General features: G+C 45.3%; 13 protein-coding genes. 8 read left to right on the top strand and 5 right to left on the bottom strand.

Annotation, left to right across the window (positions count from 1 at the left end):
• Positions 1-23: 23 nt before the first annotated feature.
• Both HMPREF3144_RS05785 and purF read left to right on the top strand, forming a co-directional pair.
• Positions 24-512: a CvpA family protein gene (locus HMPREF3144_RS05785; RefSeq protein ID WP_070476898.1), complete on the top strand. Its 489-nt coding sequence runs from the start codon at positions 24-26 to the stop codon at positions 510-512.
• Positions 513-557: 45 nt separating this feature from the next.
• Positions 558-1,985, top strand: a complete 1,428-nt coding sequence (gene purF / locus HMPREF3144_RS05780; protein ID WP_036557028.1) for an amidophosphoribosyltransferase — start codon at positions 558-560, stop codon at positions 1,983-1,985.
• Positions 1,986-2,318: 333 nt separating this feature from the next.
• On the opposite strand, the gene HMPREF3144_RS05775 is transcribed toward purF, so the two are convergent.
• From HMPREF3144_RS05775 to map, 5 genes are all read right to left on the bottom strand, one after another.
• Positions 2,319-4,667 carry a nitric-oxide reductase large subunit gene (locus HMPREF3144_RS05775; RefSeq protein WP_083290403.1) on the bottom strand — a complete coding sequence of 783 codons (2,349 nt, stop codon included), beginning with the start codon at positions 4,665-4,667 and terminating at the stop codon, positions 2,319-2,321.
• Positions 4,668-5,087: 420 nt separating this feature from the next.
• The gene (locus HMPREF3144_RS05770) at positions 5,088-5,567 is read right to left on the bottom strand and encodes a disulfide bond formation protein B (RefSeq protein WP_070470463.1); all 480 of its coding nucleotides are present in this window, start codon (positions 5,565-5,567) and stop codon (positions 5,088-5,090) included.
• 3 nt (positions 5,568-5,570) lie between these two features.
• Positions 5,571-6,263, bottom strand: coding sequence for a MarC family protein (locus HMPREF3144_RS05765; protein ID WP_070470465.1), 693 nt, complete (start codon positions 6,261-6,263; stop codon positions 5,571-5,573).
• On the bottom strand, positions 6,263-8,884 hold the full coding sequence (locus HMPREF3144_RS05760; RefSeq protein WP_070476897.1) for a [protein-PII] uridylyltransferase: 2,622 nt from the start codon (positions 8,882-8,884) through the stop codon (positions 6,263-6,265). The genes HMPREF3144_RS05765 and HMPREF3144_RS05760 overlap by 1 nt, the downstream gene beginning before the upstream one ends.
• Positions 8,885-8,889: 5 nt before the next feature.
• On the bottom strand, positions 8,890-9,669 hold the full coding sequence (gene map / locus HMPREF3144_RS05755) for a type I methionyl aminopeptidase (RefSeq protein ID WP_070476896.1): 780 nt from the start codon (positions 9,667-9,669) through the stop codon (positions 8,890-8,892).
• 219 nt (positions 9,670-9,888) lie between these two features.
• Here map and rpsB point away from each other — a divergent pair, with 219 nt between their 5' ends.
• The 6 genes from rpsB to HMPREF3144_RS05725 all read left to right on the top strand — a co-directional run bounded on the left by rpsB (position 9,889) and on the right by HMPREF3144_RS05725 (position 14,810).
• Positions 9,889-10,662 (top strand): 30S ribosomal protein S2, encoded by a 774-nt coding sequence (gene rpsB, locus HMPREF3144_RS05750; RefSeq protein ID WP_018026615.1) that lies wholly within the window; start codon positions 9,889-9,891, stop codon positions 10,660-10,662.
• A gap of 141 nt (positions 10,663-10,803) precedes the next feature.
• Complete coding sequence (tsf, locus tag HMPREF3144_RS05745) at positions 10,804-11,679, top strand: translation elongation factor Ts (RefSeq protein WP_018026616.1); 876 nt, start codon at positions 10,804-10,806, stop codon at positions 11,677-11,679.
• Positions 11,680-11,828: 149 nt separating this feature from the next.
• Positions 11,829-12,548: a UMP kinase gene (gene pyrH, locus HMPREF3144_RS05740; protein WP_026156853.1), complete on the top strand. Its 720-nt coding sequence runs from the start codon at positions 11,829-11,831 to the stop codon at positions 12,546-12,548.
• 30 nt (positions 12,549-12,578) lie between these two features.
• Positions 12,579-13,139 (top strand): ribosome recycling factor, encoded by a 561-nt coding sequence (gene frr / locus HMPREF3144_RS05735; RefSeq protein WP_018026618.1) that lies wholly within the window; start codon positions 12,579-12,581, stop codon positions 13,137-13,139.
• A gap of 30 nt (positions 13,140-13,169) precedes the next feature.
• A complete protein-coding gene (gene uppS / locus HMPREF3144_RS05730) occupies positions 13,170-13,913 on the top strand; it encodes a polyprenyl diphosphate synthase (RefSeq protein WP_070476895.1) in 744 nt (247 codons plus the stop codon).
• 24 nt (positions 13,914-13,937) lie between these two features.
• On the top strand, positions 13,938-14,810 hold the full coding sequence (locus HMPREF3144_RS05725; protein ID WP_070476894.1) for a phosphatidate cytidylyltransferase: 873 nt from the start codon (positions 13,938-13,940) through the stop codon (positions 14,808-14,810).
• The last annotated feature ends 12 nt before the right edge of the window (positions 14,811-14,822 follow it).

Here is a 14,822-nt window from a genome sequence, read left to right as displayed (position 1 = left end):
ATCTGCTTGTCTTTAGTTGAATCATGGCAACTTTTGATTATGTTGTTTTAGCGGTGATCCTCGCATCAGGTCTACTCGGCTTGATGCGAGGCTTCCTCAAGGAAATTTTTTCTCTTCTGGCTTATATCTTAAGCTTTTTGGCTGCCATCTGGTGGGGCCCTCACTTAATTCCTACGCTCGCTCGCTATATCGATCAGGCAATTTTAACCGTGGGCTTAGCCTATTTTCTGGTCTTTATTGCCAGTTTATTATTGTTAGGTCTACTCAATAAAACACTCGGTGCCTTATTGGATGCGACTGGCCTAGGTTCGGCTGATCGCGGTTTGGGTTTTTTATTCGGTATCTTCCGCGGTGTGATTATTGTTTTAATTCTTGTTTTAATCGCAGGTTGGAGTGCTTTACCACAAGAACCATGGTGGGTTGAGTCAAGTTTTGCACGGATGTCGGTCGATGCAATTCGAATGATAAAAACTTGGGTGCCGGAGGGGATTGCGGTTTATTTACCCTATTAAAAGGGTTTAAAATATTGTTCTTAGTGTTTTTTTAGGCGTATTTTCATGTGTGGCATTATTGGCATTCACGGTTGTTCCCCAGTCAATCAATTACTTTATGATGGTTTATTGTTATTGCAGCATCGCGGTCAAGATGCCGCCGGTATTGCAACCTACCAAAATAATCAATTTCATATTTTCAAAGCACAAGGCTTAGTACGTGATGTGTTCCGCACGCGTAATATGCGTTCTTTACCGGGTAATAGCGGTATCGGGCAGGTGCGCTATCCAATTAGCGGCACCCCAAGCGATACCGAGGAAGCGCAGCCATTCTATGTAAATGCGCCTTATGGTATTTGCTTTACGCACAATGGTAATTTAACTAATTCGGATGAGTTACGTGAATCCTTGTTTAAGCACGATCGTCGCCATATCAATACCAGCTCTAATAGCGAGGTATTACTCAATGTTTTTGCCCATGAATTATATGAGGCAAGTAAAAGCAGCAGTTTACAGGTGTCTGAGATTTTTGATGCAGTAACGGCGGTGCATCGTCGTGTCAAAGGCGCCTATGCCGCAATTGCGCAGATTGCTGGTTACGGTCTATTAGCTTTTAGAGATCCAAATGGTATTCGTCCGCTTAGTTTAGGCACACAGGAAACGCCGCAGGGAGTTGAGTGGATCCTAGCCTCTGAGTCGGTCGCCGTTGAGGGGATAGGATTTGAGTTCGTGCGTGATGTAGCGCCCGGTGAGGCTATTTTTATTGATACCGAGGGTAAACTGCATTCGCGTTTATGTGCTGATAATGCGCAATTAAGTCCTTGTATTTTTGAGTACGTTTATTTTGCGCGTCCCGACTCTACCATTGATGGGGTTAATGTCTATAACTGTCGTTTACGCATGGGCGAGTTGTTGGCCCAAAAAGTGGCACGTGAGCTACGTTTATCGGAAGTCGATGTGGTGATGCCGATTCCGGATTCCTCCAGACCAGCGGGTATGGAATTGGCCTCGACGCTCGATTTGTCCTATCGTGAGGGCTTTATCAAGAATCGTTATGTTGGTCGCACCTTTATTATGCCGGGTCAGACAGTGCGTAAGAAGTCGGTCCGCCAGAAGCTAAATCCGATGAGCATTGAGTTTAAAGGTAAAAATGTGCTGTTGGTGGATGACTCAATTGTACGTGGTACCACTAGTCGTGAGATTGTGAGCATGGCGCGTCATGCAGGTGCCAATAAGGTGTTTTTTGCGTCCGCTGCGCCGGCAGTTCGTTATCCTAACTTCTATGGCATTGATATGCCAGATCAGAGCGATTTGATTGCCTATGGTAAATCGACTGAGCAGATTGCGCAAGAAATTGGTGCGGATGCGTTGGTCTTTCAAGACTTGGACGATCTAAAGTTAGCGATATCCGAATTAAACCCTAAGATTGAGCGCTTTGATGCGTCGTGCTTTGATGGCGATTATGTCACCGGTGATGTGGTTTTAGCTGGTTAGTAGGTTTATAGGAAATGGCGCTGCGATAGTTTTTAGCAAGCGCCATTTTAGTGAATGTGTGTCGAGACGGGTGAACCCGACAGCGCTTAATAATGAATCGCTAGCCTTAAGGGCATAGATATCCGAATGATAAGAGTGGCACAATCAGGCACAGCCTAACATAGCTATAAGCTATGTGTATCCCGAGGCTTAAGCTGCTTAAAGTATCGAATAACTCGTTTGTCTTACTTAGTAAGGAAGCAAATAAAAGCCGCTGCTCCTGAAATTCAGTGAATAGCGGCTTTTTAGATTCTAGCTTTTTGATTATATCAGCTCAGTGTTTATGGACTAAGTTTACAAGGTTTCCACCTTGGTAGTGCGGGATGCTGTGTCGTGAGCTTGACCACCACAACCACCGCAGCAGCTAAATGCTTCATCATCTACTTGCTCTGGCCTTGTAGAATCCGATTTGCCTAGTAGTCCTTTCACTACTTGTAATAAAATAGCTAGCCCGCCTACGATAAAGACTACATCACCAATGGTACGTAACCAGCGTAGTGTTTCTAAGAAATCTTGTTGTAAGAATCCTTCACTACGTGCATACCACATTCCTTTAGTCACGCTTGCGTAGAATTGGTATAAACCAATTGGTAACAAGCTGATGGCGATCATGAGTACTAAACCAATGTTTAAACCCCAGAAGCCGATTTTCATTAGTTTGTCGCTAAATACCATATTCGGACGTATATAACGTAGCACCATCAAGACAAAACCGAGCGATAGGAAGCCATAGACACCGAAAAGTGCCGCATGTGCGTGAACCGGCGTAGTGTTAAGGCCTTGTAAGTAGAACAAAGAAATGGGTGGGTTAATGAGGAAGCCGAAAACACCTGCGCCAAGCATGTTCCAGAAAGCAACTGCCACGAAACACATGAGCGGCCAACGTAGTCTTTCCATCCAAGGTGATTTATCCTTAAGACGCCAGTTTTCCCAGGCTTCATAGCCCAAAAGGATCAAAGGAACCACTTCTAATGCACTAAACGCTGCACCAACGGCCATGACTGGGGTTGTAGTGCCCGCAAAGTACAAGTGGTGGAAGGTACCAGGAACACCACCTACTAGGAATAGTGTGGCCGCAATAAGTGTGGCAACAGTGGCCAAGCGTTTAGATACTAAACCGAGTGATACAAAGACAAGTGCTAAGGATGCGGTAGCAAATACTTCAAAGAAACCTTCTACCCATAAGTGTACAACCCACCAACGCCAGTATTCCATGATCGGAAGTGGTGTATGTTCACCATAGAATAAACCAGTGCCATAGAATAAACCAATCGCAACAACAGAGGCAGTAAAGATTGCTAGTAAATGCTTGTCACCTTTCTGTCTTAAGCCATTGATCAGTCCACGCATCATTAGAACTAACCAGAAGGCAATGCCGACAAATAGTAAGAACTGCCATACACGACCTAAATCTAGGTATTCATAACCCTGGTGTCCCCACATAAAGTTTAGGTGTTCAGGCATATGACCGGCAATAGCGATGTAGTTACCTATAAATGAACCAACCGTTACAATGAGTAGGGCTGCGAATAGGATATTAACACCCAAGCGCTGATACTTAGGATCTTTAGCACCATTAATAATGGGTGTTAAAAAGAGGCCAGCTGTCAGAAAGCCACTGGCAATCCATAATACAGCACTTTGTAGGTGCCAGGTTCTAAGTAATGAATACGGGAACCACTTAGATAGTTCAATGCCGTAGAAGTGTTGACCCTCTACTGTATAGTGCGCTAGGGCGCCACCTAAAAATATCTGGAAGATAAATAAAACGACTGTCAATAAAGCATACTTCCATAGCGCTTTTTGTGAGTCAGTCAGTGCCATAGCAGTAATCGGATCGCGTTTAGGCGGTACCGTATCGTCTTCTTCTTCATTGCGCAAGAAAGCCCAGCCCCAGACTAAAAAGCCGATACCAGCGACTAGAAAAATAATTGAAATAATCGACCAGACGATGTTCTCAGCAGAAGGGACGTTGTCAATGAGTGGTTCAGGTGGCCAGTTGTTGGTGTAGGTGACGTCATGACCAGGACGATCTGTGGCTGCAGTCCATGCTGTCCAGAAAAAGAAATCAGTTAGTCTTTCACGGCGCTCAGGATCCGGCAGCGTGTTTTCCTTCATGGCAAAGCTCTCGCGAGACGATCGCAAACTCGGCTCATCACCATATAGATCTTGATAGTAACCAGCAATATTTTGAATCGCTTGAACACGACGCTCAGAAAGTGTCACAGTATCAGTTGCTTCATCGTATGTATTTGTACGATACTCGGCTTTTAAATGAGTCTGTAGAATAGCTTGTTGGGTAGGTTCCAACTGATCATAACTCTGACCATACTCGTCTTGAGCAGCTAGTTCTAACCAAGCTAATAACTCACGATGGAGCCAGTCAGCAGTCCAGTCAGGTGCCTGGTAGGCGCCATGACCCCAAATTGAACCGATCTGCATGCCGCCGGTACTTTGCCATGCGGATTGACCTCGCAAAATATCCTCTTTACTCATGAGGACTTGCTCGCTAGTTTCTACCTTAAACTGTGCCGGCATGGGTGGCACATTGCGATAGATTTCGACACCGTAGTAACCCAGAATAGATAAAGTTACCATGAGGGTTGCTATCAGAGTCCACCAGAGTTTTTTATACTGTCCCATAGGGTACTCCTTGGAAATTCCGAGTAATTTCGGAGCTAAAAAAAGATAAGTAAATCAGCGTTTTCTTTTTTACTTACAACTAAGATGTATTTAATATACATCTTTAAGGTAAAGTATACAAACTTTTACTTCTTTTGACTATGGCTATGACGTTGATTGATTAAATTAATTACTCAGAATGTCTTTAGACCATGAGCTAAATGTATTTTTAGCATTTGAGCTTTAAGGAGCGAAGGAAGCGGGGATGGTGCTAATGTGTTGAATTGAAGGAGTATGGTCATGGCCTTACTGCTGACTAAGCTAAGAGCCTAGCTACGCCTTAGAAATAGCAATTGGCAAGGCCTAACTTAGCTTCTTAGCCTAATGAATGCAGAGACGAGTTCGAGGCGTAGTACTAAAACACTGGCTATTGCTTGGCCCTTAAGCCTTTCTAAACAAACTAAAAATCAAAACAATAGTTAATAGCGCAAATAGTATTAAAGCCCAAAGCGCATACTCCACCCCAAAGAGCGTGACGGCGGCGTCCATGCAAGTAGCATAAATACCAAATAACCAGGGAATAGCACTATCTAAGCCAGTGTGACGTGAAATAAAGACATCGGCAAAGCTCATATCACATGAAAAGCTTTGGCTGGCAACAGTGGCTTGATGCCAAGCTGCCCACATACCGCTAATAGAAAAAACAGCAGCGATTGCGGTGATGATTTTTTGATAACTCAGTGAATTTGAAAAATTTACCAATAAACAAATCAAGGCAATCAGAATAAAAATCAAGCGTTGTAATACACACCAAGCACAAGGTAGCATCCCTAGTACGTGCTGACTAAAGACCGCAAACGCCACAGCGGCGATGCAAACAAAGGCGATAAGATTAAGTAAACGAGGTTGCGATAGTGGCATAGATCACGCTCTACTCACAAAGGGAATACTGACAATTAATTGGAATAGACCATTCCACATAATCTGAATCCCAATACAAATTAACAAAAAGGCGACCAAACGCATCACTACAGCCATGCCAGTTTGACCCATTTTAGTCATAATGCGCACCGCGAAGCGATTAGCCATATACAGTAAAAAGCCGATGGTAAAACACCCCAAGATGATGCCAAAGACCGCAAACACCTGCTCCGTGCTGCCGCTACTACCCTTGAGCGAGGCACCTACGGTGATGGCTGCGGCAATGGAACCGGGGCCTGCGGTAAGGGGAAAGGTGAGCGGGTAAAAGGTACTCGCTTTCATCTTCACCTTATCAATATTAAAATCATCAGCTAGTTTTTCATGGTGACCGCTATCGGGGTCCTCCGCATTGAGTAACTTCCAGCCCGCATGCACCACAATCAAGCCCCCCGCAAGCTGCACGATGGGGATAGTGATGCCAAACATTTTTAAAAAGACATTACCGAAGAGAGCAGAAATTAATAAAATGACAAAGCTGTATATACCGACCTTGCGGGCGATAAGGCGGCGCAACTCCTTGGTCGCACCCGCTGTCATGGTCCAAAACACTGGTGTCACATAGAGCGGGTTCAAGATCGGCAATAAGGTACCTAGTACCAGTAAAAAACTACCGATGGTAATAGTAAAATAAAGCATTAATTTGCGGCGTGATGTGTGGTGGATGGGAGGAGCTCATTTAAGGTCTCCATAATAGCACGTTCAAAGTCTAATTGTGATTGCAAATTCTCCAAAGCAGCCCCCTGAATAATAAAAATATCCTCTACGCGTTCGCCTAAGGTGAGCAGGCGCGCCATGCGCAAATTAATCTTAAACTGACTAAAAATATGGGCTAAGCTATAGAGAATGCCTGGGGTATCGGTGGTATTTAGCTGTAAACGCCAGTAGCGTCCATTTTCTTCGCGATCAAGCTGCACCCGAGGACGTACCGGAAAGCTGCGTGAGCGGCGTTGCCCAGCCGAGGTGGTAGGTAAGCGCTCATTATCAATCGCCGGTTCTGTCAAGGGTTGTGCTAAATCCAACTTTTTAGCGAGTTCGGCTTCAATGATTTTGGCAAAGCCAGTGGCATCGCCCGCAAAGCGCGAGCTTTCAACCAGGAAGCTATCCAGCGCATAGCCATTGACGCTAGTATGAATTTGCGCTTCGTAAATATTAATTTGTTGCTCATGAAAGTAGGAGGCAATGCGCTCAAAGAGTGCATCCTGATCCTTAATAAAGACCAGTATTTGCATGGAGTCCGCTCGCTCCGTGGGTCTTGCTCTAACAATGGCATGCTCGGTATTTGTGTGCTGATACAGGTGCAGGGTATGCCAGGCAATATCCTCTGGTTCATGTCGAAGAAAGTAGGCATTATCCATTTTTGACCAAAATTGCTCGCGCTCATCATCGTTCATGCCTGCAGCTTTAATTAAGGCATCTGCTGCTTTTTTGCGCTGCTCAAGGAATTTGTTGCGATTAAAATTATTATCACCTAGCGCACTGGCGCAGAGGTAATAGAGGTTTTCAATCAACTTCGCTTTCCAGCTATTCCAGACCTTGGGGCTGGTGCCACGAATATCGGCCACCGTCAGTAAATAAAGTGCAGCCAGCCGGCTTTGTGTACCAACACGGGCAGCAAACGCACGAATCACTTTTTCATCAGATAAATCTCGTTTTTGGGCTACGTTGGACATCAGAAGATGCTCGGCAACTAGAAACTGGAGCAGCTCAATTTCCTCTTGTTCAAGATTGTGTAGCTTAGCAAAAGCGGTAACTTCCTTGGCCCCTAATTCTGAATGATCACCGCCGCGTCCCTTAGCAATATCATGGAATAAGGCAGCAATATACAGCAGCCAACGATCCTCAAAGTTTTCCATCAATTGATGCGCTAGCGGATTTTCATCGTTAAACTCCGGCATCGTAAAGCGGCGAATATTACGAATCACCATCAGTGAGTGTTGATCCACGGTATAGACATGATATAAATCATGCTGCATCTGACCCACCACCTTTTCAAAAGCAGGGATATAAGCGGGTAAGACATTCAGATAATTCATCATGCGAAAGCTTTGCACGATGCGTTTTGGTTGCTTTAAGATTTGCAAAAATAACCAATGATTCACCGGATTATTTCTAAACTGCTCATCAATACGATCGACGGCGTCCCAAATTAAACGCTGGGTTCTGACGGAGATGGTTTGGATTTGCGGGTGCTGTTGAAATACTAAAAAGGTTTTTAAGAGGAGCGGGGGTTTACGTAAAAAAGCATCCTCCCGAATCACATCTAGCTCCTCATCGATGATTTTAAAATCGCCCTCGAGTAGTTGCTCTGTTTCAACCCGATTTTCAAAAAAATAACTTTCAAAAATCTGCATCATAAAGCCGGTGATCACATAGACCGTACGTGCATCTTGATAATATCTTTGCATCAGTACTTCACTGGCACGCTTACTCGCTTCGGGTTGAATGGCAAACTCGCGCGCTAATGCAATTTGCACATCGAACAGCAAACGGTCGTCATTTTTACGATTAAGCAGATGCAATTCAATTCTTAAGCGCTGATAATTGCTTTCCGCAGCTTTCATTTGCAAGGCTTCATTATCCCTCATCAAACCCGCGCTGACGAGGCGGTGCCACGAAGACTTGATGCCAGCCGCACGGGCAATCCAATGAATCAATTGAATATCACGGATACCACCAGGCGATTCCTTGCAGTTGGGCTCTAAAGCATAGGGCGTGTCGGCATAACGTGCATGTCGCTGCTTGTACTCCAAGGCTTTGGCACGGTAGAAAGAGGCCGGATTAAATTCCGCCTTAAAACGTTGTTGTAGTCTATGAAAAATCGCCGATTCACCAAGCAGCCAGCGTGACTCTAATAAGCCGGTGGCAATGGTTACGTCTTTTTGTGAGGCTTCTACGCATTCATCAATGGTGCGTACGCTATGGCCTACCTCTAGCCCCAAATCCCATAAGGTGGCGATAAATACTTCCAGTTGATCCTGCTCGCTAGGGCTTGGTGGGCTATTTAGCAGAATTAATAAATCAATATCTGAGCAAGGATATAACTCACCGCGACCATAGCCTCCCACGGCGCATAAGGCAGCATTGGCGGGTAGGGGATAATGAGCCGCCATTTGATGTAAGACTTTGTCTACAATACAACTCAGTTGCTGCAGCAATTGATCAGGACGACTCCGATCCTGCTTATACAATGCAATTGCCGCATCGTATTGTTGACGCAATTGCTGCTTAAACTGAATGCTGTGGGCGGTGAGATTCATCGCAATTACTCAGCGGGCGGTTCAGGCATGCCGGGTGAGGTGGATAGGACTTCGTAACCATCATCGGTCACGATTAATTGATGCTCCCACTGTGCGGATAGGCTACGATCCTTGGTGACCACGGTCCAGCCATCGCCCAGTACAGACGTATGATATTTACCGGCATTAATCATTGGTTCAATCGTAAATACCATGCCTTTTTCTAATTTAAGACCGGTGCCAGGCTTACCATAATGTAGTACCTGTGGATCCTCGTGCATAACCTGTCCGATACCATGGCCGCAATAGTCACGTACGACAGAGAAACCGGCAGCTTCGGCATGGCTTTGAATTGCATGACCAACATCACCTAAGGTGGCGCCAGGCTTGACCGCACGAATGCCTTTCCACATGCATTCAAAGGTGGTCTGAACGAGGCGTTGAGCCAAGATGGAGGGCTTGCCAATCATAAACATACGACTGGTATCACCAAACCAACCATCCTCTTCAATGGTAATATCTAAGTTGATGATATCGCCGTCTTTGAGCTTTTTATCGCTAGGGATGCCATGGCACACCACATGATTAATGGAGGTGCAGATAGCCGCTGGAAAGGGTGGGTTACCATAGCCGACCGTGGCCGAGCGAATGCCTAATTCCTTAATCCTTTCGCGAGTTAGATGCTCAATCTCAGCAGTAGTGATTCCGGCCTTAATAAAAGGGGTTAAATAGTCTAAAATACCGGCAGCTGTCTGCGCGGCGCGACGAACTTTTGCAATATCGTCAGAGTTTTTTATGGTTGCCATTAAATCGTTTCCAAAATATTAAACAATCGTATATAATTATACACTTTATTTTCTACGGCAAAATCACTCTAAAAGTGGCTGTGGAAAGTATCATTTTAAATTATTTACTATTTTTAATCGCGTGTGTGCCACCCGAGGGTGTTGGTATAAGCTTTTTTAGTTTAATCGCTTAAGCCAATCCTGAGCCCACACAAGACCAAACCCTTTGGAGTTGATATTATGTCATTAATGCGTGAAATGCTAGAAGCTGGTGTACACTTTGGTCACCAAACTCGTTACTGGAACCCGAAGATGGCTCCTTATATTTTCGGTCAGCGTAACAAAATCCACGTTATTAACTTAGAAAAGACAGTACAAAAGTACATCGAAGCGATGGAATTCCTACGTGCTGCTGCTGCCCGCGGTGAGGAAATCTTATTCGTAGGTACTAAACGCGCTGCGCGTGAAATTATTGCTGCAGAAGCAGAGCGCGCTGGTTCACCTTATGTTAACAACCGCTGGTTAGGCGGTATGATGACTAACTTTAAAACAGTTAAGTCTTCAGTTAAGCGCTTAAAAGATATGGAAGCGGCTGAGGCTGATGGTAGCACTGAGCTGATGAGCAAAAAAGAAGCGCTTATGTTTACGCGTGAGTTGGATAAGCTCGAAAAATCAATTGGTGGTATCAAGGACATGGCTAAGTTGCCTAGCGTGATCTTTGTAATTGACGTTGGTTACCACAAAATTGCTATTCAGGAAGCTCGCACCCTTGGTATTAAGATTGTTGCCGTAGTGGATACTAACCACTCACCTGACAATATTGACTACATCATCCCGGGTAACGATGACTCTGCAAAAGCCATCGCTTTATATGCACGCGGTGTTGCGGATGCGATTATTGCCGGTCGTGAGGAGCGTGACGGTGCTTTAGTTGAAATGCTTCAAGATGAGCAGCAAGCAGAAGAAGCTGCACAAGAGGAAGTCGTTGAGACTGAAGACTCAACTGAAGAGTAATTTACTCAGTTGTTTTATAACGCCTTAATTTTGTCATTAAATTAGGGTACATTTGACTGGAACAGTTGGGCTGTTCTAATAGAGACAATGAATAGCCCCGTCTTTCGATACGGGGCTTTTTTTTTACTTTTGGAGAATTACATGGCTGCAATTACCGCTGCAATGGTGAAAGAACTACGTGAAAAAACCGACGCACCAATGATGGAGTGTAAAAAGGCTTTAACTGAAGCTGACGGCGATATGGCGCGTGCAGAAGAGATTTTGCGTGTTAAATTAGGTAATAAAGCCAGCAAAGCTGCTAGCCGTATTACGGCTGAAGGCTTAGTCGGCATTTATGTCGCTGATGACGCTAAAACTGGTGCGCTAGTTGAGGTTAACTGCGAAACTGACTTCGTATCTAAAAACGATGATTTTATCGCCTTTGTTAATGATGTGACTAAGCTTGTTGCAGAAACGAATCCTGCTGATTTAGAGGCTTTAAATGCGACCCCGTTCCGTGACGGTACGGTTGAATCTGTGCGTGCGGCTTTAGTTGGTAAGATTGGCGAAAATATCTCTGTACGTCGCTTTGAGCGTTTTGAAACTGAGGATAAATTAGCGCAATACAACCACGGTGGTCGTATCGGTGTATTAGTTGATTTCAGCGGTGCGGATGAGGTTGGTAAGGATCTTGCCATGCACGTAGCTGCCTCTCGTCCTAAGGCTTTAGATGAAGCGGGTGTACCGGCCGAGTTAATTGAAGCAGAGCGCTCAGTAGCCAAACAAAAAGCAGAAGAGGATGGTAAGCCTGCCGATATTATCGAGCGTATTGTTGAAGGTACCGTTGCTAAATTCCTCAAAGAGGTTGCTTTAGTATCTCAGCCTTTTGTTAAGGACGATAAGCAATCCGTTGCCCAAATGCTTAAAGCGAATAACGGTTCAGTAAAAGCCTTTACGCTGTATGTGGTTGGTGAAGGGATCGAGAAAAAGCAAGAGGATTTTGCTGCTGAAGTAGCCGCTGCTCAGTCTTCTCTCTAATTCAATTGCTTAATTATCAGCCGCTAGTTACTTGGTCGGCTGATAATCATAGAAACCGAGATTTATAAGATCTCGGTTTTTTTATGCTTGACCTTATTCGATCAGTAATCTTTGATAAAATGGGGCAAGTCTTTTTATATGGTGCGCAAATGAGTAGTGAAATAGCTTATAAACGAGTCTTATTAAAGCTTTCCGGCGAAGCGTTGATGGGTGATGATGCTTTTGGTATTAATCGTCAGACCATTAGCCGCATGACCCAAGAGGTAGCTGAAATCGCCAAGATGGGCGTGGAATTAGCAATTGTTATCGGTGGTGGTAATATTTTCCGCGGGGTAGCGCCAGGGGCTCAGGGTATGGATAGAGCAACGGCTGACTACATGGGTATGTTAGCCACGGTGATGAATGCCTTAGCGCTGCAGGATGCGCTTAAGAGTCACGATGTGGTGGCGCGTGTGCAGTCTGCCATCAGTATTGATCAGGTGGTTGAGCCCTATATTCGTCCAAAGGCTTTACGCTATTTGGAAGAGCACAAGGTGGTGATTTTTGCCGGCGGTACGGGTAACCCATTCTTTACCACGGACACGGCTGCGGCCCTACGTGGTGCTGAAATTGGTGCTGAAATCGTACTTAAAGCAACTAAGGTAGATGGCATCTATAGCGCCGACCCTAATAAGGATCCTAAAGCTACCCGTTATAGCAATATCACCTTTGACGAGGCGATCGCTAAGCGCCTTGAGGTGATGGATGCAACGGCCTTTGCTTTATGTCGTGATCAAAAGTTACCCATTAATGTCTTCTCCATCAATAAGCCTGGCGCCCTTGAGCGTGTGATTCGTGGTGAGGATGAGGGTACCTTGGTGCACGTCTAGTTTAAGAATAATTAGTAAAGAGATAAAAGTATGAGTACAAGTGAGATTATTAAATCGGCTGAAAGCCGAATGGGTAAATCAATCGAGAGTTTAACGACGAATCTAGCCAAAATCCGCACTGGTCGTGCCCACAGCGGTCTATTAGACCATGTGCAGGTGGACTACTACGGTTCCATGGTGCCTGTTAGCCAAGTGGCTAATGTCACTGTGATTGATGCGCGTGCCTTAAGTGTACAGCCATGGGAGAAAAATATGCTTTCCGTGGTTGAAAAGGCGATTCGTGAGTCAGATTTAGGCTTAAATCCTGTGCCTATCGGTGATTTAATTCGGGTGCCGATGCCCGCTTTAACTGAAGAGCGTCGTCGTGAATTAACTCGCGTTGTGCGTGCTGAAGGCGAAGATGCAAAAGTCGCTATCCGTAACCTACGCCGCGAGGCCAATGACGGTCTTAAGAATTTGGTTAAGGACAAAGAGATCTCTGAGGATGACGAGCGTCGCTATCAAACCGTGGTGCAGGACTTAACCGATAAGTTCGTCAAAGAGATTGATGCCTTAATTGCACGCAAAGAGGAAGAGGTGATGACTGTTTAGTGCAGTTATTATCTCCATTTGTAGGTGTCAATGATTAGTTCAACGCAGGCTGTGCCTGCCGTATCCGCCATTCCACAGCATCTCGCTGTGGTGATGGACGGTAATGGTCGCTGGGCGACAGAGCGTCATTTGCCACGTACCGCAGGCCATATTCGAGGCGTTAATGCGGTACGTCGTATTGTGCGTTATTGTGGTGACAAGGGTATTAAGTACCTAACCTTATTTAGTTTTAGTTCTGAAAACTGGCGCCGTCCCAAAGAAGAGGTGGACTTATTGATGCGCCTTTTTTTGCGTTCTTTGCAAAAAGAGGTCAATAATCTGCATAAAAACGGGATTCGCTTACGCGTTGTGGGTGATATCAGCGCCTTTAGTCCGCAAATTCAGCGCTTAATTGCAGAAGCCGAAGAGCGAACCAAGGACAATGACTTACTTCATCTCACCATCGCCGCAAACTATGGTGGTCGTTGGGACATTTTGACTGCATTTCAACGCTATATGCAGGCGCACGGTACGCATCCCGATACTGTGGTGGATGAGGCGGTCTTCGATCGCTATCTTAGTATGGCGTGGGCACCCGAGCCCGACTTATTTATTCGTACTGGCGGTGAGCAGCGGATTTCCAATTTTTTAATTTGGCAATTAGCCTATACTGAGCTTTACTTTACTTCGACGTATTGGCCGGATATCAAGGCTGAACATCTGGATGAGGCCTTGGCTTGGTATGCTGGGCGTGAGCGTCGTTTTGGGCAGACCAGTGCTCAATTATTAAGCTAGTTTATTTCCACGGTTGAGAGTGTTATGTTGCGTGAACGCCTGATAACGGCAGTGGTTTTATTATTAATACTTGCCGTGTTGTTAGCGCTAGAGCAAAGTGTTTATTTTGCCATTTTTTGTGTGATTGCCTCAGGTTTAACCTTGGCAGAATGGTGGCGTATCAGCATGGATACACGCTATCAAATGGCTGCTTATGCCGTGGCTGCTGGGCTGACCCTGCTCGCAATTTATGTTACGTTAAAGCTACCGACAGGTGTTGCGGACAGTGCGCCGTTGACGGCGAGCCTATTATTTGAATTAGGCTTTATTTTTAGTGTGATTAGTGCCTTTATCTGGTTAGTGATTGTGCCTTTTGTCTTAGCTAGGGCACAAACGGATCGTAAAGCACAGCCCGTTTTTCATAGCCTCTTTGGTTTATTCACAGTTGCTGCGACCGCCTTGGCCTTGGTGTTTTTTGTGCAATATTTAGGCTCTTGGTTTGTGTTGTCCTATTTTATCTTAATATGGTGTGCCGATAGTTTTGCTTATTTTGGTGGACGCTATTTTGGTGGCCCTAAATTAGCGCCGGCCATCAGTCCGGGCAAAACTCGCTCTGGTGCTCTTTGCGGTATTGCGGCAGCAACAATTTGGTTAGTGCTGAGTGCTTATGTCAGCCCCAGTTCCTTTGGTGGTATCTTATTACAGCAAAGCAATCTCTTTGTCGTGGTGTTGAGTGCGTGTGTACTCAGCATTTATTCAATTATGGGCGATTTATACGAATCGCTGATGAAGCGCCGTGCCGGTCTTAAGGACTCTAGTCGAATCTTACCCGGTCATGGCGGGGTCTGGGATCGCTTGGATTCAGCGTTGGTCGTCACACCATTAACCTTTTTATTAATCTATTTATTTCAAGCTTAGGATATCAGGGGT

Source organism: Oligella sp. HMSC05A10 (assembly GCF_001808335.1).
In the GTDB taxonomy this organism is placed as follows: domain Bacteria; phylum Pseudomonadota; class Gammaproteobacteria; order Burkholderiales; family Burkholderiaceae_B; genus Oligella; species Oligella urethralis.
Note: the sequence above shows the minus strand (reverse complement) of the source record. Positions and strands in the feature narration are given on the sequence as shown.